22 protein-coding genes are annotated in these 20,486 nt (G+C 65.7%); 8 read left to right on the plus strand and 14 right to left on the minus strand.

Features of this window, described 5'->3' with window-relative positions; translation table 11 throughout:
* Positions 1–6: 6 nt before the first annotated feature.
* The 4 genes from AC1DNE_RS27375 to AC1DNE_RS27390 are packed head-to-tail and all read right to left on the minus strand — an operon-like array spanning position 7 to position 3,260.
* Positions 7–783, minus strand: coding sequence for a 2'-5' RNA ligase family protein (locus AC1DNE_RS27375; RefSeq protein ID WP_441470376.1), 777 nt, complete (start codon positions 781–783; stop codon positions 7–9).
* Positions 776–2,014, minus strand: coding sequence for a GNAT family N-acetyltransferase (locus AC1DNE_RS27380; RefSeq protein ID WP_476767224.1), 1,239 nt, complete (start codon positions 2,012–2,014; stop codon positions 776–778). The genes AC1DNE_RS27375 and AC1DNE_RS27380 overlap by 8 nt, the downstream gene beginning before the upstream one ends.
* Positions 2,011–2,787 (minus strand): glycerophosphodiester phosphodiesterase family protein, encoded by a 777-nt coding sequence (locus AC1DNE_RS27385; protein WP_476767225.1) that lies wholly within the window; start codon positions 2,785–2,787, stop codon positions 2,011–2,013. The genes AC1DNE_RS27380 and AC1DNE_RS27385 overlap by 4 nt, the downstream gene beginning before the upstream one ends.
* Positions 2,787–3,260 (minus strand): RidA family protein, encoded by a 474-nt coding sequence (locus tag AC1DNE_RS27390; protein WP_441470373.1) that lies wholly within the window; start codon positions 3,258–3,260, stop codon positions 2,787–2,789. The genes AC1DNE_RS27385 and AC1DNE_RS27390 overlap by 1 nt, the downstream gene beginning before the upstream one ends.
* Positions 3,261–3,454: 194 nt before the next feature.
* Here AC1DNE_RS27390 and AC1DNE_RS27395 point away from each other — a divergent pair, with 194 nt between their 5' ends.
* Positions 3,455–4,315, plus strand: coding sequence for a cell envelope integrity EipB family protein (locus AC1DNE_RS27395; RefSeq protein WP_476767226.1), 861 nt, complete (start codon positions 3,455–3,457; stop codon positions 4,313–4,315).
* On the opposite strand, the gene AC1DNE_RS27400 is transcribed toward AC1DNE_RS27395, so the two are convergent.
* Positions 4,272–5,621, minus strand: coding sequence for a DNA polymerase IV (locus tag AC1DNE_RS27400; protein WP_476767227.1), 1,350 nt, complete (start codon positions 5,619–5,621; stop codon positions 4,272–4,274). The genes AC1DNE_RS27395 and AC1DNE_RS27400 overlap by 44 nt on opposite strands.
* The gene (locus tag AC1DNE_RS27405; protein WP_476767228.1) at positions 5,618–5,908 is read right to left on the minus strand and encodes a DUF3572 domain-containing protein; all 291 of its coding nucleotides are present in this window, start codon (positions 5,906–5,908) and stop codon (positions 5,618–5,620) included. The genes AC1DNE_RS27400 and AC1DNE_RS27405 overlap by 4 nt, the downstream gene beginning before the upstream one ends.
* Positions 5,909–6,037: 129 nt before the next feature.
* Between AC1DNE_RS27405 and AC1DNE_RS27410 the strand changes: the two genes are divergently transcribed.
* Together AC1DNE_RS27410 and AC1DNE_RS27415 are read left to right on the plus strand one after the other, a co-directional pair.
* Positions 6,038–6,409, plus strand: a complete 372-nt coding sequence (locus tag AC1DNE_RS27410) for a response regulator (RefSeq protein ID WP_441470415.1) — start codon at positions 6,038–6,040, stop codon at positions 6,407–6,409.
* Between the two features lie 18 nt (positions 6,410–6,427).
* A complete protein-coding gene (locus tag AC1DNE_RS27415; RefSeq protein WP_476767229.1) occupies positions 6,428–7,804 on the plus strand; it encodes a PleD family two-component system response regulator in 1,377 nt (458 codons plus the stop codon).
* Between the two features lie 446 nt (positions 7,805–8,250).
* Here the strand turns inward: AC1DNE_RS27415 and AC1DNE_RS27420 are convergent, their stop codons facing one another.
* From AC1DNE_RS27420 to rnr, 6 genes are all read right to left on the minus strand, one after another.
* Positions 8,251–8,409, minus strand: a complete 159-nt coding sequence (locus AC1DNE_RS27420) for a hypothetical protein (RefSeq protein ID WP_441470368.1) — start codon at positions 8,407–8,409, stop codon at positions 8,251–8,253.
* Between the two features lie 171 nt (positions 8,410–8,580).
* Positions 8,581–8,856: a hypothetical protein gene (locus tag AC1DNE_RS27425; RefSeq protein ID WP_476767230.1), complete on the minus strand. Its 276-nt coding sequence runs from the start codon at positions 8,854–8,856 to the stop codon at positions 8,581–8,583.
* 354 nt (positions 8,857–9,210) lie between these two features.
* Positions 9,211–9,378, minus strand: a complete 168-nt coding sequence (gene rpmG, locus AC1DNE_RS27430) for a 50S ribosomal protein L33 (RefSeq protein ID WP_038367996.1) — start codon at positions 9,376–9,378, stop codon at positions 9,211–9,213.
* A 165-nt stretch (positions 9,379–9,543) separates the two neighbouring features.
* Positions 9,544–10,278 (minus strand): NUDIX hydrolase, encoded by a 735-nt coding sequence (locus tag AC1DNE_RS27435; protein WP_441470366.1) that lies wholly within the window; start codon positions 10,276–10,278, stop codon positions 9,544–9,546.
* Complete coding sequence (locus tag AC1DNE_RS27440; protein ID WP_476767231.1) at positions 10,275–10,721, minus strand: DUF983 domain-containing protein; 447 nt, start codon at positions 10,719–10,721, stop codon at positions 10,275–10,277. The genes AC1DNE_RS27435 and AC1DNE_RS27440 overlap by 4 nt, the downstream gene beginning before the upstream one ends.
* Positions 10,721–13,036, minus strand: coding sequence for a ribonuclease R (rnr, locus tag AC1DNE_RS27445; RefSeq protein WP_476841290.1), 2,316 nt, complete (start codon positions 13,034–13,036; stop codon positions 10,721–10,723). The genes AC1DNE_RS27440 and rnr overlap by 1 nt, the downstream gene beginning before the upstream one ends.
* A gap of 625 nt (positions 13,037–13,661) precedes the next feature.
* On the opposite strand from rnr, the gene urtA reads away from it, so the two are divergent.
* The 5 genes from urtA (at position 13,662) to urtE (ending at position 19,648) form a co-directional block, all read left to right on the plus strand.
* Entirely contained in the window at positions 13,662–14,957 is a 1,296-nt protein-coding gene (urtA, locus tag AC1DNE_RS27450) for an urea ABC transporter substrate-binding protein (RefSeq protein ID WP_441470363.1), read from the plus strand.
* A gap of 299 nt (positions 14,958–15,256) precedes the next feature.
* The gene (urtB, locus tag AC1DNE_RS27455; RefSeq protein WP_441470362.1) at positions 15,257–16,858 is read left to right on the plus strand and encodes an urea ABC transporter permease subunit UrtB; all 1,602 of its coding nucleotides are present in this window, start codon (positions 15,257–15,259) and stop codon (positions 16,856–16,858) included.
* A 23-nt stretch (positions 16,859–16,881) separates the two neighbouring features.
* Positions 16,882–17,994, plus strand: a complete 1,113-nt coding sequence (gene urtC, locus AC1DNE_RS27460; protein WP_476767349.1) for an urea ABC transporter permease subunit UrtC — start codon at positions 16,882–16,884, stop codon at positions 17,992–17,994.
* A gap of 5 nt (positions 17,995–17,999) precedes the next feature.
* Entirely contained in the window at positions 18,000–18,764 is a 765-nt protein-coding gene (gene urtD / locus AC1DNE_RS27465) for an urea ABC transporter ATP-binding protein UrtD (protein ID WP_441470361.1), read from the plus strand.
* A 188-nt stretch (positions 18,765–18,952) separates the two neighbouring features.
* Complete coding sequence (gene urtE, locus AC1DNE_RS27470) at positions 18,953–19,648, plus strand: urea ABC transporter ATP-binding subunit UrtE (protein ID WP_441470360.1); 696 nt, start codon at positions 18,953–18,955, stop codon at positions 19,646–19,648.
* A gap of 48 nt (positions 19,649–19,696) precedes the next feature.
* Here the strand turns inward: urtE and AC1DNE_RS27475 are convergent, their stop codons facing one another.
* Both AC1DNE_RS27475 and AC1DNE_RS27480 read right to left on the minus strand, forming a co-directional pair.
* On the minus strand, positions 19,697–20,101 hold the full coding sequence (locus AC1DNE_RS27475) for a carboxymuconolactone decarboxylase family protein (RefSeq protein WP_441470359.1): 405 nt from the start codon (positions 20,099–20,101) through the stop codon (positions 19,697–19,699).
* The gene (locus tag AC1DNE_RS27480; protein WP_441470358.1) at positions 20,037–20,465 is read right to left on the minus strand and encodes a MerR family transcriptional regulator; all 429 of its coding nucleotides are present in this window, start codon (positions 20,463–20,465) and stop codon (positions 20,037–20,039) included. Before AC1DNE_RS27480 ends, AC1DNE_RS27475 begins: the two co-directional genes overlap by 65 nt.
* Between the last annotated feature and the right edge of the window lie 21 nt (positions 20,466–20,486).

Consider the following 20,486-nt stretch of genomic DNA (forward strand, 5'->3'; position numbering starts at 1 on the left):
CCCGCGTCAGGCGCCCAGCGACAATGTCTCCTCGACGGCACCGTCGAAAACGAGGTCGTCGCCAGCGCTCATCACCTGCAGCGCCGTCACGTCCAAACGCAAGAGCGGCTGGTCCCACCAGCGCGCGACGATATCAGCCAGCGCTGCCGTTTCGGCGGCATCGAGATCATCCCGGAGGTTGTAGAGGCCAACGAGCCAGAGATCGCCGGGAGGGCGCCCAAAGGCACCCTGCACCGCCTGCAGCATATTCGCGCCATCGCGCTTCTCGGGATAGACGGCCAGATAGAGCCGGCCGCGGTTGACGTTGCCGGAGAACAATCCGCGCAACTCGACGGCGAAGGGCTCGATCTGGGCGAGCGCGTCGCGCGTGGCCTGCGCGATCGCTGGCGGTTCCTCGATCCCGAGCGAGCCGCACACCGTGGCGTGCAGCTTGTCGCGCCGCTTCGGCAGGATCTCCCAGGCGATCTTGTCGGCGAAGGGCGCGGTCCTGAGCTCTTCTTCCAAGGCGCGAAAGGCGGCCGATGTCTGCAGGGCGGCATCATGAACCGGCAACACCAGCGAGAATACCCGCGGATGCCGGCCCATCTCGTAAAACTTGCCTTCGCGCCGGGCGATCACGCGCGGATGCTCCGGTGCCACCAGCGGCAGATGCGCCAGCCTGTAGCTATCATCGAGCAGCAGCGGAGCGGAGAAATCGGTCAGGCTGCGCCGATAGCCGAGTTCGGCATCTCGGCAGAACATCGACTGATCTACCGCCGCTGCGAACGTCACCGCGTCATTCATCGAGCACTCCCGTCTTGCGAAACGGAGTTTCGGCCGCGAGCGCGGCCTGTGCGGCGGCGATCTGCTCGCGCTCCTGCGTCAGATAGGCGGCGACCGGCCGGCGCAGCCCGGGATCGGCGATATGGTGCAGGGAGTGGGTGATGACGGGCCGATAGCCCCGCGCCAGCTTGTGCTCGCCCTGCGCTCCGGCCTCGACGCGGGCAAGCCCATGCGCGATCGCATAATCGATGGCCTGATGATAGCAGACCTCGAAATGCAGGAAGGGATGGTCCTCGATGCAGCCCCAGTTGCGGCCGTAGAGCGTGTTGGCGCCGCGGAAGTTGATGGCCCCCGCGATGTAGCGGCCGGCGCGTTTCGCCATCATCAGCACGATGCGCTCGCCCATCGCCGCGCCGACGCGCGAGAAGAATGCGCGGTTGAGATAGGGCCGGCCCCATTTGCGCGAGCCGGTATCCTCGTAGAAGGCGAAGAAATCGTCCCAGACCGCTTCGGTCAGATCGCGGCCCGACAGCGCCTCGATGGTGATGCCGGCCGAGAGCGCCTCGCGCCGTTCGCGCTTCAGCGCCTTGCGCTTGCGCGAGGCCAGTGTGGCCAGGAAGTCGTCATAGCTCCCGAAGCTTTCGTTATGCCAATGGAACTGCAGATCGTTGCGCTCGAGATATCCGGCCTGCTTCAGCGCGGCGACATCCGGTTCCTGCGCGAAGGTGACATGCACCGAGGAGGCCTGCGTCTGCCCCCGCAGCGCCTCCAGCCCGGCGATCAAGGCTGCGCGGGCCTCGGCAGCGCGCGGCCCGTCGGCAACCAGCAGGCGCGGGCCCGTCGCCGGGGTGAAGGGCGCCGCGACCTGGAGCTTGGGATAGTAGCGCCCGCCGGCGCGTTCATAGGCATCGGCCCAGCCATGGTCGAAGACGTATTCGCCCTGGCTGTGGCTCTTGAGGAAGCTGGGCGCGGCGGCGAGCAGTTCGCCCGCGCTATCCTCCACAAGGAGATAGGCTGGCGACCAGCCGCTGCGGCCACCGGTGCAGCCGCTTTCCTCCAGCGCGGTCAGGAATTCATGGCTGACGAAGGGGTTGTCCCGGTCGATGCCACCATCCGCATCGGCGGGGCAGGGCGCCGAGACGGCGTCCTGCAAGGCGAGAGGGTTGGCGCAGGCGTTCCATGCGCCTGCAGCTACGGCCTTGAGCGAGGTCGCGACGCGAACGATCAGATCGTCGCTCTCGCGTTTGCTCAAGGACGAAAGCCCTCGAAGACCATCTGGTCGGCGAACCTCGCCGCCCGCTGCCGTTCCTCCGGCGTGCGTACGGTCCAGCTCATCAGCGGCAGCCCGAGCACGTTGCGGCAGAGATAGGGCGCGGCGCTTTCGAGGTCTGTGACCTTCCAGGACAGGAAGTGTGGCCGGCTCTCGGTGAAATGCAGCAGATTCGCCAGCGCATGTTTCCGTTCCGCGGAGAGCTTGTCGTAGTCCCCGTAATCATAGGCGTTCATCGCCACGATGCCGCGCGGAATCTCCGGCGCAATCTCGCGCAGAGCGGTCACGATCGCGGGATCGAAGGACTTGATCACGATCGGATGATCCCGGTAGCCGGCGACGACCTCGACCGTCCGGCGCGTCAGCGCCAGATCGCCGTCGAAGCGGCTCTTGATCTCGATGACAACAGGCACCCGCCCGCCGATCAGGTCGAGGAAGGCCGACAAGGTCGGGATGCGGTCGCCGCTGCCCTTGAGCATGATGGCGGAGAGCGCCTCGGCCTTGCGTTCGACGACGGCACCGCTCTCACCCGTCAGCCGGTCGAGCACGAAATCGTGGAACACGACCGCCTCGCCATCGGCGGTGAGCTGGACGTCGCACTCGATGCCGAAGCCGCCGGCGATCGCAGCCTGCGCCGCCGAGGAGCTGTTCTCTATGACGCCAGCAGCGAGATCATGCAGGCCGCGATGCGCGATCGGCCGCGCGACCAGCCAGCCCAGGTCGGGCCGGCCGGCATTGTTGGAAGCCTGTGCCATCAGAGAATCTCGAACATCGCCTCGACCTCGACGGCGGCATCGGCCGGCAATTCGGCGACGCCCACGGTCGAGCGGGCATGGCGGCCGTTGTCGCCGAGCACTTCGACCATGAGATCGGAGGCGCCGTTCATAATCGCCGGCAGGGCCGCGAAATGCGGGGCGGCATTGATGAAGCCGCCGAGACGCACGCAGCGCACGATCCGGCCGAGATCGCCATCGAGCGCCGCCTTGGCCTGGGCCAGAACGTTGATCGCGCAGAGCCGCGCCGCTTCGAGGCCGGCCTCGTTGAAGATTTCAGCACCGAGCTTGCCCTTGTGCTTGTCGGAAAGCTTGCCGTCGAGGCCGAAGCAGATCTGCCCCGAGATGATCAGCAGGTTGCCGGTGATGACATAGGGGACGTAGTTGGCGACGGGAGCGGCCGGGCTCGGCAGGGTGATTCCGAGTTCGGCGAGGCGCGTTTCGACGACGTTCATGGGCATGGCTCCGCGAGCGAGGCAGGGTCTTTCAAGACTGGTCTTTCATGGCCGAAGCCCGGACGGCCCGCAAGCATTGCGGCATGCGACGCCAGCAGGGGTGATGCGGCGTCAGGAAGCGGGCTCATCGCCATGTTTGCGCCATTGCCGCAATGCACCTAGATTTCCATCGAGGATCGAACGGAAAGCGGCGCATGAACGACACAGGTTTGAGGCTCGCGGCCCATGCGAGACAGGTCGGTATCGCAGCCCTGATGCTGGCCGGCGGGCCGGCCTGGGCGCAGGCAAATGCGGCGCAACCCGCGCCGGACCGGGTGGTGCTCGCGCCGCATCGCGCGGTCTACGACCTCGTCCTCGACAACGCCAAGCCATCCGGCAACATCGAGACGGCCAAGGGCCGCATCGCCTTCGAGTTCACCGGCGACGCCTGTGAGGGCTACGCCCTGTCGTTCCGGCAGGTGACGCAGCTCGGCACTGAAGCGGGGCCGCGCGTCATCGATGCGCGCACGACCAGCTTCGAGGCAGGCGACGGCGCAAGCTATCGCTTCAAGACCGAAAGCTCCTCGGGCGGCGCCACACCAGAAACCGTCGACGGCACTGCCGAGAAGAACAGCGGCGGCTATGAGGTGAAGCTGCGCCAGCCCAAGGCCGAAATCCATCGCGACGGCGCCGATGCGCTGTTCCCGAATGCCCAGATGAAGGCTGTCATCCAGGCCGCGCGCACTGGCAAGCACACCCTCAACGTGCGGCTTTATGACGGCGCCAATTCGGGCAAGGAGGTCTACGACACGCTCTCGGTCATCGGGAAGCGCATCGAGAGCGAGCCTTCCGAAAAGCCGCTGCAGCGTCCTGAATTCGAGAAGATGGCGCGTTGGCCAGTGACGATCTCCTATTTCAAGGTCGACTCGGGTGAATCGACGCCGTCCTATTCGATATCGTTCGAGCTCTACGAAAACGGCGTCACCGGCGCGATCAAGCTCGACTATGGCAGCTTCGCACTACGCGGCACGCTCACGCGTCTGGATCTTCTTCCTCAGGAAGCTTGCGTGAAATAGCCAGATTGGACGATCGGCGCTCCGGCAGCCTGAGGCTCAGCCCCTTGCCGATCGCCTCGTCGCCGAAGCGGGCGCGCAGCTTGTCGAGCGCGCCTTCCATCGCCTTGAGGCGCGGCGTCGCGGTATCGGCGAGGTCACCATGGTCCGCCTCCGCAGGCGGACTGAAATCGCTGGTGCCGATGCCGATCAGCCGGTAGCGCGGGCCGTTGCATTCGCGCTTCAGCAGGTCGCGCCCGGCGGCAAAGAGCCGGGCGGCGAGCTGTGTCGGCTCTGGCAGCCGCGTGGCGCGGGTGATGCTGTGGAAGTCGGCGGTCTTCAGCTTCAGCGTGATGGTCCGGCCGGCGAGTTCCTGCGCCTTCAGTCGCTTCGACGTCTTCTCGCAGAGCCGCCACAGGATCGGCTCCAGCTCGTCGAAGGCGGAGAGATCGACGTCGAGCGTGGTTTCGCTCGAGACGCTCTTGGTCTCGCGCTCGAGCGTGACCTCGCGCGGATCGATGCCGTTGGCGAGGTTCTTGAGCCGCGGGCCGTCCTTGCCGGCGATGCGGAAGAGCTTTTCGACCGGCGCCTCGCGGAGGTCTCCGATCAACTTGAACCCGCCTTCCGCCAGCTTCGCCACGCTCGCCGGCCCCATGCCGGGGATCAGGCTGACCGGCTTGTCGGCCAGAAATGGGACCGCGTCGCCTCGGCCGATGATCGAGAAGCCCCGTGGCTTGTCGAGGTCGGACGCGACCTTGGCCAGGAACTTTGCATAGGACAGGCCGACCGAGATGGTGATGCCGAGTTCTGCCTCGATGCGTTTGGCGAAGCGCGCCAGAGTCGCGGCCGGGCTGGCGTGGTGGAGACGCTCTGTGCCGCCGAGGTCGAGGAAGGCCTCGTCGATCGAGAGCGGTTCGACCAGCGGTGTCAACTCGCGCATCATCTGCCGGACCTCGCGGCCGACGGTGACGTATTTCGCCATGTTCGGCTTGACCACCACCGCCTCGGGACAGGCCTTCAGCGCCTTGAACATCGGCATCGCCGAGCGCACCCCAAAGGTGCGGGCGATGTAGCAGCAGGTCGAGACCACGCCGCGTTTGCCGCCACCGACGATCACCGGCTTGTCCTGCAGGCTCGGATCGTCACGCTTCTCGATCGTCGCGTAGAAGGCGTCGCAGTCGATATGGGCGAGGCTGAGCGTGTCGCGCTCGGCGTGGCGGATCAGGCGCGGCGAGCCGCAGGCCGGGCAGCGCCGGAGCGGCCCTGCCGCCTCGTGATCCGCCAGGCAGTCGCGGCACAGGCTGCGCAGCGAAAGGGGATTCGCGGTCAAGAGAAGTCGTCCGGCTCCGGCCCGGCCATCAGGCGGCGCGCCTCGCCGATGATTTCCGGATTCAGCCTTAAATTTTCGGCAAATTCGAGCAGGAGAGAATCGCTTCCTGCGATATGGTCGAGCACGGCTGCGAGGAAGCTGGGTTCGCTCGCGGCGGAGCGCAGATTGGCCGGATTGAGGCCGGTCGCGCTCAGGAACGGCTCGATCCGTTCCGGTTCGGCGGCCAGGAAGCCGAGGGCGCGTAGCGCCAGTGTCTCTGCGTCCTCGGTGGTCAGTCGTGGTGCCATGGCCTGGGAGTCGCGTATCCGGTTTGCGTTTCGTCAACTGCTCGCGTGATAGCAATCATCGAACGACGCCGCCATTTTGGGAAGACCGCTGCCTGGCGGCGGACATCCCTGGCGCAAATGAAGGGCGGCCTGATGAAGACGGTTCTGATCGTCGAAGACAACGAACTCAACATGAAGCTCTTCAACGATCTTCTCGAGGCGCATGGCTATGCGACCTTGAAGACGTCGGATGGCATCGAAGCCATCGAGCTGGCGCGGACGCACCATCCGGCGCTGATCCTGATGGATATCCAGCTTCCGGAGGTTTCCGGGCTCGAAGTCACCAAATGGATCAAGGAGGACGACGACCTCAAGTCGATCCCCGTGGTGGCCGTCACGGCCTTTGCCATGAAGGGCGACGAGGAGCGGATTCGGGAGGGCGGCTGCGAGGCCTATCTCTCCAAGCCCATTTCGGTTGCAAAGTTCCTGGAGACCGTCCGCGCCTATGCCGGCGCTGCCTGAGCCGCGCAAGAGCGTTCCATGACTGCCCGCGTCCTCGTCGTCGATGACATCGTCGCCAATGTGAAGCTGCTCGAGGCCAAGCTCTCGGCAGAGTACTTCGGCGTGGTGACGGCGTTGAACGGCGCGGACGCGATTGCGATCTGTGAGCGCGGCGAGGCAGACATCGTCCTGCTCGACGTTATGATGCCCGGCATGAACGGTTTCGAGGTCTGCCGCTATCTGAAGGGCACGCCGGCGACCGCGCATATTCCGATCGTCATGGTCACCGCGCTGGATCAGCCGCGAGACCGCCTGCAGGGGCTCGATGCCGGCGCCGACGACTTCCTGACCAAGCCGCTCGACGATGCCGCGCTCTTCGCCCGGGTGCGGAGCCTGGCGCGGCTGAAGGAGATGACTGACGAGCTGCGCGGCCGTGCCGTCGCTTCGGTCCGGCTTGGCATGGCCGATCCGCTGGCCGCCGCCGCCGCCGAAACCGGGCTCAATGGCCGCATCCTGCTGGTCGAGGACCGGCTCAGCGTGGTCGAGCGGCTTCAGAGCGCGCTCTCGGCCTTCCATGCCGTCGAGGTCGAGAAAGATGCCCAGCAGGCTGCGCAGCGGGCTGCCGAGGGCGGCTTCGACAGCGTCATCATCAGCCTCGACCTGCAGGACCAGGACGGCTTGCGCCTGTGCAGCCAGCTTCGCTCGCTGGAGCGCACGCGCAACATCTCCGTGCTGTTGATGGGGGAGGCCGAGGATCGCGCCCGCATCCTGCGCGGTCTCGATATCGGCGCGCATGACTTCCTGCTCCGCCCGATCGACCGCAACGAATTGCTCGCCCGGGTTCGTACCCAGGTGCGCCGGAAGCGCTTCACCGAGCGGCTGCGCGACAGTGTGCAGTCCTCGATGGAGATGGCCGTGATGGATCAGCTCACGGGGCTGCACAATCGTCGCTTCATGACCAGCCGGCTCGCCATGATGTTCGACGAGTCGGCGCTGCGTGCCCGCTCGCTCTCGATCCTTCTGCTCGATGTCGATCACTTCAAGGCTGTCAACGACAGCTGGGGGCATGACGCCGGCGACGAGGTGCTGCGCGAGTTCGCCAACCGCGTCCGCGCCTGCACCCGCGGTATCGATCTCGTTGCTCGGATGGGCGGCGAAGAGGTTGTCGTCGTCCTGCCCGATACAGGGCGCGATGCCGCCTGCCAGGTCGCGGAACGCATTCGCGAGCGGGTCGAAAGCGAGCCCTTCGCGATCCAGAGCGATACGCACGATATCAGGGTCACGGTTTCGGTGGGCGTCGCGAACCGCCGAGCCGGGGACGCCTCCTCGGCCGATATCATGAAGCGCGCCGATGACGCCCTCTATCGGGCCAAGGCTGGCGGCCGCAACCGCGTCGTCGCGGCAAGCGCGGCGTAGGCGACCAAGCTTCGCTCAAGCCAGATCGATGGGCGTGGGGGCTCGCCTGGCGGGCCTTGTCTGGCTGCCCTCCACGGCGGTGATCTGCGACATGAGGGCACTTCCGGCAAAATGCTAAGGCGGTGCGTGAACAACAATCGGCAACGATCTGAAGTTGTTTCTGGAATTGCCGTAGAGTCAGCTGCGTCGCGCGGAAATTTAAGATTAGCCGGTAGGGTTAACGATCGATGAACGCAGGGGAATCGGTTGGATTTGATTGATTCGGATACGTTGCATTGTAAGGGTCGTTGCAACGCAGCGGTCCCGGTGACCGCTCCGGAACGCCCCTCGGGAGCTCAGGTCCGCCGCATCTCCTGGGTAACCGAAGGGCTCGGCCGGTCGGTGACGGAATTCTGGCCTCCTCAGAACCGCCGCCGGCCGGCCACCTTGTTTCTGGAGCTGCCGCTTCAGCGGTAGAGATAGCCCGAGATCGCCGCCGGCAACCAGTACCCTGCAGCGCCGAAGGCCGCGAGCAAAGCCAGCACGCCGATCGCGGCGCCGATGCGTGTGGTCAGGAAGCGCGAGGAATCAATCTCTACCAGCAGCTTCAGCAACTGTCGCACCATGCCGTTCGGGCCTCGCTATTCTGCTATCCCGGCTCGACATCCGGGCGACGGCGCAAAGCGCAACAGGTGGGGGCTTTCCTGGAAGAGTCAATGACCCCGCTGCGAAGCGGGGTGAGCGCGACTGAACGCACTGAGGTGCGCGCAGAGCGGTTGCACGGCGAGCCGCTTCGTTCAGCGGGGCTCGGGCGGCGCGTCTTGCTTGGTCGGTTCGGCCAGGCCGTGCCGGAGAGCGAGGGCCATGATTTCCTTGGCTGCGGCTTCCGGCATGACTGCATCCAGGACGATGTGGACCGTGTCCGGCGAATACCGCTTCGCCGAAAACTCGAAGCTCGAACGCGGGCTCCGCTGTGCTCGGGGATTCCATCCGCGGGAGATCAGTAGCGAATCCAATCGCTTGCCGAATTCGCGGAGCTCGAGATCCAGCCCGGCTTCAGAGAGTTCATCCATGTCGGGCTGCCTCCACTGGCGTCATGCAGCCTTCATGAGCGTGATTCTGCCGAATAAATTCATTTACAAATCGTTAAAACTCTAGCTATTGCCGCGCGGGAAACGGGGGCGGTGTAGCGTTATGGTCCAGGCCGTGTTGGTGGCCGTGCTGATGATCGGCACGGGCTTGTTGTCGTGGCTGATCGCCGATCTCACGCATCTTCCGCTTGAAATGTGACCCGCGGGGCTTCTCCGGCCGAGCCGGCGGGATGATAGCTGAGCCGCTCAGCCGACAGAAATGCAGCCTGACGTGCAGGCAACAAAAAACCGCCCGAAAGGGCGGTTCTTTGTCGACCGGATCGGTAAGGCTGTGCCTTACTTGATCTTGGTCTCCTTGAACTCGACGTGCTTGCGCGCGACCGGGTCGTACTTCTTCTTCGACATCTTCTCAGTCATCGTGCGCGAGTTCTTCTTCGTCACGTAGAAGAAACCGGTGTCTGCGGTCGAAAGCAGCTTGATCTTGATCGTCACGGCCTTGGCCATGGGTCTATCCTCGAACCATGCGGGCCGCAGGGCCCTCGGAAAAGAAAATGGCCGGGCGAACCCGGCAAACCGTCGGCGTGGGAGATGCCGCAAAGGGCCGGCGAAGTCAAGAAAGAAAGACGATCTGATGACGCAGCCGGCGCCCGGGGCGGAAAACCGGGGCTTTCAGAGTTCCTCACGGACAAAGCTGCCACGCTTCTCCCAATAGAATGGCACCGGCAGATAGGGCGCGAAGCCGCCGGCTATGCGCGATTCGACCTCCTGCAGGATGACCGTGGTGATCGTCGGCAGGTCGAGCGCCTTGGCCTCGTCGAAGTCGACCCAGACGAGATCGACGAGTTCCGAATCGGGTCCGATCACGCCGTCGATCTTCTTGGCGACGGCGGAGGCATCGATCGTGAAGAAGCGCGTGTCGAAGCGCTTCGGCCGGCGCGGCGGCGTGATCGCGCGGGCGACGAAGGTGACGGCAGAGAGATCGGGAAAGATGCCCTGGGCCGCGAAGTCGCTCCAGCTGCCGGCCGGCGGGTTCTCGGGCGTGCCGAATTCGTCGGAGCCGAAGAGCAGCCCGGTCTCCTCGAAGGTCTCCCGGATCGCGGCGAGCGCCAGCGCGCGCGCCTTGCCGGCGCTGGGGCGCAGGCAGCGCTTGCCGAGACGGTCTTCGCAGATCTGCGGCACTGCCCCGGTGGCGACCATGCGTCGATCGCCCTCGTCGATCCGCCCGCCGGGGAAGACGTATTTGCCCGGCATGAACTTGTGGCCCGGATGGCGCTTGCCCATCAGAACCTTCGGGCGCGCGCCGCTCCTGTCGAGGATCAGCATGGTGGCGGCGTCCTTCGGACGCAGGTTGACCGTGGTGCGGACCCGCTCGGCCTGGGTCAGGGTGACGGTATGATCGGTCATGCGCGCGGTCCAGGTGAGGGCAGGGGCTGGCGTTCGGGCCGGTCGGGCTCGCCGCCGAAGCCGTGCATGCGCACGGCCCATTGCAGGCCGACGACGCCGCCCTTCACGGGCTGCATCAGGGCGATGGACAGGATCAGCGTCAACGCCGGCCAGAGCGCCATGTGCCACCACATCGGCCAGTCGCCGTACTTCTCAGCGAGCAGGATGCCGCCGACCACGATATGGCCGACGATGGTGATGACGATATAGGGCGGCAGGTCGTCGGCGCGCTGATGATGCAACTCCTCGCCGCAGGCTTCGCAGGCATCGACCGGCTTCAGGAAGGCGCGGAACAGCCGGCCCTGCCCGCAATGCGGGCAGCGGCCTTTCAGCCCGCGCGCCACGGCTTCGCGCCAGTCGCGCGCCTCGACATGCGTTTCCGCGCTGTGGATCTGGACGCTCATCACCGCCTCTTGCCGGGCTTGGCCCGGCCCGGCTTGGCCCTTTTGCCAAAGGTCGCCGGCCGGCTTTCCCCATATGGCGCGCCGCCGCGGCGCTTGCCAGCGCGGCCAGTCGCCACAGTTCTGCCGGCAGAGAGCAACTCGAAGCGCAGCGCACCTGCGACGGGGGCGGCCTCGACCAGCTTGACGTGCACCTTATCGCCGAGGCGCCAGCTTTCGCCGGTGCGCTCGCCGATCAGGGCATGGGCAGCCTCGTCATAGCGGTAATAGTCGCCACCGAGCGTGGAGGCGGGGATGAAACCGTCGGCGCCGGTGTCGTTGAGCTTCACGAAAAGCCCGGCGCGGTTCACCCCGCCGACGCGTCCGTCGAAGCTCGCGCCGATTTGATCGGCGAGGAAGTGCGCGATCAGCCTGTCGGTGGTCTCGCGCTCCGCCGCCATGGCGCGGCGCTCGGCGGCGGAGATGCGGGTCGCCACCTCGCGCAGTTCGGCGAGCGTCGTGTTCTTCGGCAGGCCATCATCGCCGAGCTTGAGCGCGGTGACGAGCGCGCGGTGGACGATCAGATCGGCATAGCGGCGGATCGGCGAGGTGAAATGCGCATAGCGGTGCAGATTGAGCCCGAAGTGCCCGTAATTCTCGGCCACATATTCGGCCTGCGCCTGCGTGCGCAGTACCACCTCGTTGATCAGCGTCTCGTTCTCCGAACCCTTGATCATCGCCAGGATGCGGTTGAACAGCACGGGCCTGAGCGCCCCGTCCTTCGGCAGCTTGATGCCGATCGAGGCCAGGACCTCGCCGAGCGCGCGCATCTTCTCGAGCGAAGGCTCGTCATGGCAGCGATAGACCAGCAGGCTCCCGGCCTTCTCCAGCGTCTCGGCCGCCGCGACATTGGCGAGGATCATGAACTCCTCGATCAGCCGATGCGCCGCCAATCGCTCCGGCACGATCACGCGCTCGACCGCGCCGTCGGGCTTCAGGATCAACTTGCGCTCGGGCAGGTCGAGATCGAGCGGCTGGCGCTGGTCGCGGGCGCGGGCCGCCACGCCATAGGCCGCCCAGAGCGGCATCAGCACGCTCTCGCGGATCGGTCCGGTCTTCCCGTCCGGCTTGCCGTCGATGGCGGCCTGCGCCTGCTGGTAGGAGAGCTTGGCGGCCGAGCGCATCAGCACGCGATGGAAGGAGTGGCTCTTCTTCGATCCGTCGGATTTGAGTACGAGCCGCACCGCCATAGCCGGGCGGTCTTCATTCTCGCGAAGAGAACACAGGTCGTTCGAGATCCGTTCCGGCAGCATCGGCACGACGCGATCGGGGAAATAAACCGAATTGCCGCGCTGCAGCGCCTCGCGATCGAGCGCCGAGCCCGGCCGGACATAGGCCGCGACATCGGCGATGGCGACGGTGACGACGAAGCCGCCTGGATTGGACGGATCCTCATCGGGCGCCGCATGGACCGCGTCGTCATGGTCCTTGGCGTCCGCCGGGTCGATGGTGACGAGCGGCAGCTCGCGCCAGTCCTCGCGCCCCTTCAGCGTCGCGGTCGGTGCGTCCGCCGCTTCCTGAAGGGCTGCCGGCGGGAATTCATGCGGGATGCCGTGGGCGTGGATCGCGATCAGGCTGACGGCGCGTTCGGACTTGATCGACCCCAGCCGTTCGCGCACATGCGCCTCTGGCGGGCCGAAGCGGCTCTCGCGGCGCAGCGAAACCGAGACGAGGTCGCCATCCTCGGCCTCGCCGGTGCGGCCCTTGGGGATGATCGCCTCGCGCCCCTGCGCCTTCTTGTCGATCGGCACCAGCCGGCCCGACCCGTCGGGCAGGGCCCGGAAGATGCCGAGCACGGCGGCCCTGGCCTTGCCCATGATCTTGAGCACGCGGCCGGAATAGGCGAAGCCCTCGACGCCCCTCAGCCGGGTCAGCTTCAGGATGACCTGATCGCCGACGCCGGGTGCCGGGGCCGCTGCGTTCGGTTTCCGTCGTCCGTCGCGGACGCGCTCGACCAGGATGTGCGGGGGTGCACCGCTTTCCGCCTCGTCCCATTCGAGAGGCTGGGCGACGAGGTCGCCCTCGCGGTCGCGGCGCTTGATCTCGGACAGCAGCACGGGAGGCAGCGCGCCGCGCGGATGCACCGGGCGATCCTTGCCGTCGCCGCCGATCTCGCCTTCCTCGGCAAGTTCCTTCAGCAGCCGCTTCAGCCAGATCTTGCCGCCCTGGTCCAGCCCGAAGGCCTTGGCGATCTCGCGGCGGCCGACCTCGCGGCCGGCGGCGCGCTCCTCCTCGATGAAGTCGAGGATTGCCACGCGGCTCGGTTCAGGAACGGACAATGCTGGTACTCGACGGGTAAAGGCTGGGAAAGGAGGTCACCCCGCCTGTCTGCCACGCCTTTTGGGCTCGCGCCAGCATTCGCGAGATCAAAAGAAGAAGGGCCGTCCTTTCGGACAGCCCTTCCATTGTCGAACCGCGATCCAGCGAGCCGGATCAAAGGTGCGAAAACTCACGCGGAACAAGTACCCCAGCAAGAAGAGGTCCAGCTCCAGCCGCCCTGCACCAGCGGTTGATGACAATGAGACACTGGATCACCTCCTTTCAGTTGTTACCGACGAAGACGAGGCTAAGGCGATTCTCTGCGACTCGTAAATGCCAAAAAAAAAGCTGTGCCCGTCAAAGGAAAGCCCGTGTCCGTCGATGAAATTGCGGGCATATGGTGCGGTGCACAAACATGCGGCAGGGGATTTGACCAAGAAATAGCCAAAATTACCGCCTGAAGCCCGATGATTGCGCGGCGTTGGCTTATGATCGCAGGAAATTCCTCAAGGGCGCGTCTCGCGGCAGAGATTTGCGTCAGGTGGCGGACGTTGCGTGCCCTTGGCACGGCCCTTGCGAACGTCGCTTCCGGGCCAGGGAGGCCTGCCGGCGTCGAGGGGCGCCGCCAACAAACATCCTTCGGAGATGTCCGTGAACAGCAATCGTCGCGAATTCCTCGGCACGGCTCTGGCCGGCGCCGCTTTCCTCGGATCCTCCCATCTGCCGGCGGCGGCGCAGCAGGAGACCATCAAGGTCGGCATCCTTCATTCGCTCTCGGGCACGATGGCCATCTCCGAGACGACGCTGAAAGACGTCATGCTGATGCTCATCGAGGAGCAGAACAAGAAGGGCGGCCTGCTCGGCAAGAAGCTCGAGGCCGTCGTCGTCGATCCCGCCTCGAACTGGCCGCTCTTCGCCGAGAAGGCACGCGAACTGATCACCAAAGACAAGGTTGCGGCCACTTTCGGCTGCTGGACCTCCGTGTCGCGCAAATCGGTGCTGCCGGTCTTCAAGGAGCTCAACAACATCCTGTTCTACCCCGTCCAGTACGAGGGCGAGGAGAGCGAGCGCAACGTCTTCTATACCGGCGCCGCGCCGAACCAGCAGGCGATCCCCGCCGTCGACTATCTCGCCAAGGAGGAGAAGGTCGAGCGCTGGGTGCTCGCCGGCACCGACTACGTCTACCCGCGCACGACCAACAAGATCCTCGAGGCCTATCTCAAGTCCAAGGGCGTGAAGCCCGAGGACATCCTGATCAACTACACGCCCTTCGGCCATTCCGACTGGCAGACCATCGTCTCCGACATCAAGAAGTTCGGCTCGGCCGGCAAGAAGACCGCCGTGGTCTCGACCATCAACGGCGACGCGAACGTGCCGTTCTACAAGGAGCTGGGCAACCAGGGCATCAAGGCGACCGACATTCCCGTGGTCGCGTTCTCGGTCGGCGAGGAGGAGCTTGCCGGCATCGACACGAAGCCGCTCGTCGGCCATCTCGCCGCCTGGAACTACTTCCAGTCGATCAAGACGCCGGAGAACGAGGCCTTCATCAAGCAGTGGCAGGCCTTCACCAAGAACCCGAAGCGCGTCACCAACGACCCGATGGAAGCCCATGTCGTCGGCTTCGCCATGTGGGTGAAGGCGGTCGAGAAGGTGAAGAGCACCGACGCGGACAAGGTCATCGACGCGCTGCCGGGCATCGAGGCGCCGAACCTGACCGGCGGCATCTCGAAGATGCTCCCGAACCACCACATCACCAAGCCGGTCTTCATTGGCGAGATCAAGGAAGACGGCCAGTTCGACGTCGTCTGGAAGACCAGCGGCCTTGTCCCCGGCGATGCCTGGTCGAAGGAACTCGACGGCTCCAAGGACCTGATCGGCGACTGGGTTGAGAAGAAGTGCGGCAACTTCAACGTTAAGACCGGCAAGTGCGGCGCCGTCTGAGATCATGAGGGGGAAGGGCGGCACGGGAAAAATCCCGGCCGCCCTTCATTCGCCGCCCATGCCGGGTGTGCCGACCGAGAGCGAGAAGGCGCGGGGAACCCCTCTCCCGGATGGGAGAGGGGCAGGGGTGAGGGAAGGCCGGTGCCGAACAAGGCGAGCGACTTCCGCTTCGGCGGTTTGGCAAGAGGCGAGCCTCGGCGTTTTCGGGCGGGCCCTCACCCCTACCCCTCTCCCATCCGGGAGAGGGGTTCCCCACGCTTCCTTTTCTCACGCCGTGCTTCACGATGAAAAGCGAACCGATGTCCCTGTTCCACCGCCTGAAGCATGCTCTTGTCATCCTCGTCGCGCTGGTCGCGGCCTCGGTCGCATCCTTCGCGCAGACCGCCGACGAAGCCTTCACGCGGCTCGCCGCCGACAGCTATTCCGATACCTCCCGCGCGATCGAAATCCTCGTCTCGACCGCCCATCCGAATGCGGCGCTGATCGTCGAAGCTCTCAATGATGGACGCTTGCAGGCGGGGCCGGGCGGTGTGGCGGTGAAGACGGCCGCCGGAGGCTTCGTCGATGCCCGTACAGGGCAGGCTTTGGCCGCCGCTCCCGCCGGTGTGAAGCCCGTCCGCCTGAACAACGCCGTACGTCGCGCCGTACAGGCCGCGCTCGGCGGTCTTGGCTTGCTCAATCCCGATCCGGCGAGGCGCGCCGCTGCGGCCGAGGCCGTGTTCAAGTCGCGCGATGCTGGCCTGCTGCCGATCGTCGAGGCCGCGATCGGCAAGGAGACCGATCCGCGCGCGCTCGCCGCCTTGCGCCAGGCCCAGGCCGCGATCCTGATCGCCAAGCCCGATGCCCAGCCGCTCGACCGGGTCGCGGCCGTCGAGGTGCTGCGCGAGCGCGGCGATCAGGATGCGCTGGCGGCGCTGCGCAGCCTCTCCGGAGAGATCACGCCGACGCTCCGCGATGCGCAGAGCAGAGCGGTCGCTGCCATAGAGGGCAGGCTGAAGCTCTGGGCCGTCGTCCAGAACCTCTGGTACGGCCTTTCGCTCGGCTCGGTGCTGCTGCTCGCCGCCATCGGTCTCGCCATCACCTTCGGCGTGATGGGCGTCATCAACATGGCCCATGGCGAGATGGTGATGCTCGGCGCCTACACGACCTTCGTGGTGCAGGAGCTGATCCGCACCAATGCGCCCTGGCTGTTCGACTGGTCGCTGGCGATTGCGCTCCCGGCGGCCTTCATCGTCGCCGGTGCGGTCGGCATCGCCATCGAGCGCGGCGTCATCCGCTTCCTCTATGGCCGCCCGCTGGAGACGCTACTCGCGACCTGGGGCATCAGCCTGATCCTGCAGCAGGCGGTGCGCACCGCCTTCGGCCCGACCAACCGCGAGGTCGGCGCGCCCGCCTTCATGTCGGGCGCATTCGAACTCGGTGGATTAGCAATCACCTATAACCGACTCTGGATCATCGTCTTCGCGGCGCTGGTCTTCGCCGCGCTGCTCGCCATCCTCAAGCTGACGCCGATGGGCCTGCAGATGCGCGCCGTCACCCAGAACCGGCGCATGGCCTCGGCCATGGGCATCCGCACCGGCCGCATCGACGCGCTCACCTTCGGGCTCGGCTCGGGCGTCGCGGGGCTTGCGGGTGTTGCGCTCTCGCAGATCGACAATGTCAGTCCGAATCTCGGCCAGAGCTACATCATCGACTCGTTCATGGTGGTGGTCTTCGGCGGCGTCGGCAATCTCTGGGGCACGCTGGTCGGCGCCATGACGCTCGGCGTCGCCAACAAGTTGCTCGAACCCTATGCCGGGGCCGTGCTCGGCAAGATCGCGCTGCTGGTCTGCATCATCCTCTTCATCCAGAAGCGACCGCGCGGACTGTTCGCGCTCAAGGGCAGGGCGGTGGAAGCATGATCACCCGCTTCCTCCTCCAGAACATGGACAAGCGCGGCGGGGTCTTCCTCGCCATCCTGATCGGCCTCGCGGTGCTGGTGCCGCTGGCGAACCTGCTGCTGCCGGCAAGCTCGCCCTTCCATGTCCCGACCTCGACCATGTCGCTCTGGGGCAAGTATCTCTGCTACGCGCTGCTGGCGGTCTCGCTCGATCTCGTCTGGGGCTATTGCGGCATATTGAGCCTCGGTCACGGCGCCTTCTTCGCTCTCGGCGGCTACGCCATGGGCATGTATCTGATGCGCCAGATCGGCACCCGCGGCGTCTACGGCAACCCGATCCTGCCCGACTTCATGGTCTTCCTGAACTGGCAGGAACTGCCCTGGTACTGGTGGGGCTTTTCCTCCTTTCCCTTCGCCATGTTGATGGTGCTGCTGGTGCCCGGGCTGCTCGCCTTCGTCTTCGGCTGGTTCGCCTTCCGCTCGCGCGTCACCGGCGTCTATCTCTCGATCATCACCCAGGCGCTGACCTATGCGCTGCTGCTCGCCTTCTTCCGCAACGACATGGGCTTTGGCGGCAACAACGGCCTGACCGACTTCAAGGATCTCCTCGGTTTCAACGTCCAGGCGCAAGGGACTCGCGCCGCTCTGTTTTCGATGACCTGCGTGATGCTGGCCGCCGGCTTTCTCATCGCGCGGGGCATCGTGGTCTCGAAGCTCGGCAAGGTCGTCATCGCGATCCGCGATGCGGAGTCACGTACCCGCTTCCTCGGTTACCGGGTCGACCGCTTCAAGCTCTTCGTCTTCACCGTCTCGGCCTGCATGGCCGGCGTCGCGGGAGCGCTCTACGTGCCGCAGGTCGGCATCATCAACCCCAGCGAGTTCGCCCCGGCCAACTCGATCGAGACCGTGATCTGGGTCGCGGTCGGCGGGCGCGGCACACTGGTCGGCGCAGCACTCGGCGCGGGCGTGGTGAACTGGGCCAAAACGGTGTTCACCTCGGGCTTCATGGCGCCTTACTGGCTCTTCGCGCTGGGCGGTCTCTTCGTCGTCGTCACGCTCTTCCTGCCCAAGGGAATCCTTGGCACCGCCGAGGCGCTCTGGGCGTGCCGCCGCAAACCCGACGCGACACCGGCCGCCGAGCCGGCCCCGGCGGAGTGAATGCGATGAACGCTCCCGTGCCCGGCGCATTGACCTCTTCGCTGCTCTATCTCGACGGCGTCAGCGTCTCCTTCGACGGCTTCAAGGCGATCCGCGGCCTGTCGCTCACCATCGCGCCCGGCGAGATGCGTGCGATCATCGGCCCCAACGGCGCCGGCAAGACCACGATGATGGACATCATCACCGGCAAGACGAAGCCCGATGTCGGCACCGTCATGTTCGGCGGCACCGTCGATCTCACCAAGCTCGACGAAGCCGCGATCGCCAATCTCGGCATCGGCCGTAAATTCCAGAAGCCGACGGTCTTCGACTTCCACACCATCGAGGACAACATCCTGCTGGCGCTGAAATCGAAGCGCACGGTCGGCAAAACGCTGTTCTGGAAAACCGAGCCGCCGCAGCAGAAGCGCATCGACGACATCCTTGGCATCGTGAAATTGGCCGACAAACGCGACCGGCTCGCGGGCTCGCTCTCGCACGGCCAGAAGCAGTGGCTCGAGATCGGCATGCTGCTCGCGCAGGACCCCAGGCTCCTGCTCGTCGACGAGCCCGCTGCCGGCATGACCGACGGCGAGACGGCGCAGACCGCTGTGCTGCTCAAGGAGATCGCGCGGGATCATTCGGTCATCGTCGTCGAGCACGACATGGGCTTCATCCGCGAACTCGGCGTGAAGGTCACGGTGCTGCACGAAGGCTCGGTGTTGGCTGAGGGGCCGCTCGACCAGGTCAGCGCCAATGAGCGCGTCGTCGAAGTCTATCTGGGGCGGTGAGGGATGATCGCGACACACGCCTCGGTTCTCCTCTGCCGTCATCCCGGACAAGCGGCGCAGCCGCGCCGATCCGGAATCCTTGCCGGAGCGCCTCCGACAGAGGTTCAGGCATGGATCCCGGGTCTGCGCTGCGCTCTGCCCGGGATGACCCGCGCTTTCTCCTGCACGATCGCAGTGGAGGCGAAGGCATGCTGACCGTCGACGCCATCAACCTGCACTACGGCGCCGCCCAGGCCCTGCGCCACGTCTCCATCACGGCCGAACCCGGCAAGGTCACCTGCGTGATGGGCCGCAACGGCGTCGGCAAGACCTCGCTGATGCGCGCCATCGTCGGCCATCAGGCGATCTCGGCGGGGCATATCCGTTTCGACGGAGAGGAGATTTCCGGCCTGCGCAGCGAGGAGCGCGCGCGCGCCGGCATTGCCTATGTGCCGCAGGGGCGGGAGATCTTCCCGTTGCTGACGGTGAAGGAGAATCTGGAGACGGGCTTTGCGCCGCTGAAGCGCAAGGAGCGCTACGTCCCGGATGAACTCTTCGACCTGTTCCCCGTGCTGAAGTCGATGCTCGGCCGGCGCGGCGGAGACCTCTCGGGTGGCCAGCAGCAGCAGCTCGCAATCGCGCGGGCGCTGGTCACCCGACCCAGGCTGCTGGTGCTGGACGAGCCGACCGAGGGCATCCAGCCCTCGATCATCAAGGACATCGGTCGCGCCATCGACTATCTCCGCCAGAAGGGCGGCATGGCGATCGTGCTCGTCGAGCAGTATTTCGACTTCGCCCGCGATCTCGCCGATACGATGTTCGTGATGGATCGCGGCGAGGTCGTGCTCTCCGGCCCGATGGACACGCTCGACGGCAATCAGGTGCAGCGGCTCATTCAGGTGTGAGGGCAAGACACGCTGATTAAGAGTCAGCGGGTCGAGATGCGCCTCGCCTCAGGCCGCGAGATCGCGCGTCGCAAACACCTCCTTCGCCGCGAACAGCCCGTTGAGCGCTGCCGGGAAGCCGGCGTAGACCGCCATCTGTATCAGGATTTCGGTGATCTCCTGGCGCGACAATCCAACGTTCAAACCCGCCTCGATATGCACCTTGAGCTGCGGCTGGGCGTTACCCATCGCGGCCAGAGCCGCAATCGTCGCGATCTCGCGGGAGCGCAGGTCGAGCCCCGGCCGCGAGTAGATGTCTCCGAACGAAAATTCGAACACGTAGTCGGCGAAATCGGGTGCAATGTCGGCGAGCGCTGCAATCACCTTGTGGCCGGCTTCGCCGTCGATCTCAGCGAGGGCGCGCCTGCCGCGCTCCCGCCTGTTGGTTTCGGCGTTTGCGTTGATATGCGTCATGGTCTTCGATCCTCTTCTCGACGTCGGCATAGCCGGCGATCTTGGTGTCGAGGACGAGAAGGCAGGCTTGGAGTTCGGCAACGCGGGCGCGAACCTGCTCGCGGTGGCGTTCCAGCTGCGCGCGACGCTCGGATTCCGTGCTGGAACCCCGTTCCCGCAAGGCCGCGTAGCGCAGCATCTCGCGGATCGGCATGCCCGTGGTCTTCAGCCTGCCGAGGAACTCGATCCAGACGAGGATCGAAGCGTCGTAGTCACGCTGGCTCGACCGGTCCCTGTCGGCATAGGGCAGGAGCCCGATCCGCTCGTAGTAGCGGATCGTATGGGCCGATAGTCCTGAACGCCTGGCCAGTTCGCCGATCTTCATGAGCACACGCTTCTCATCACG

This window comes from Allobosea sp. 05L423 (assembly GCF_056397745.1).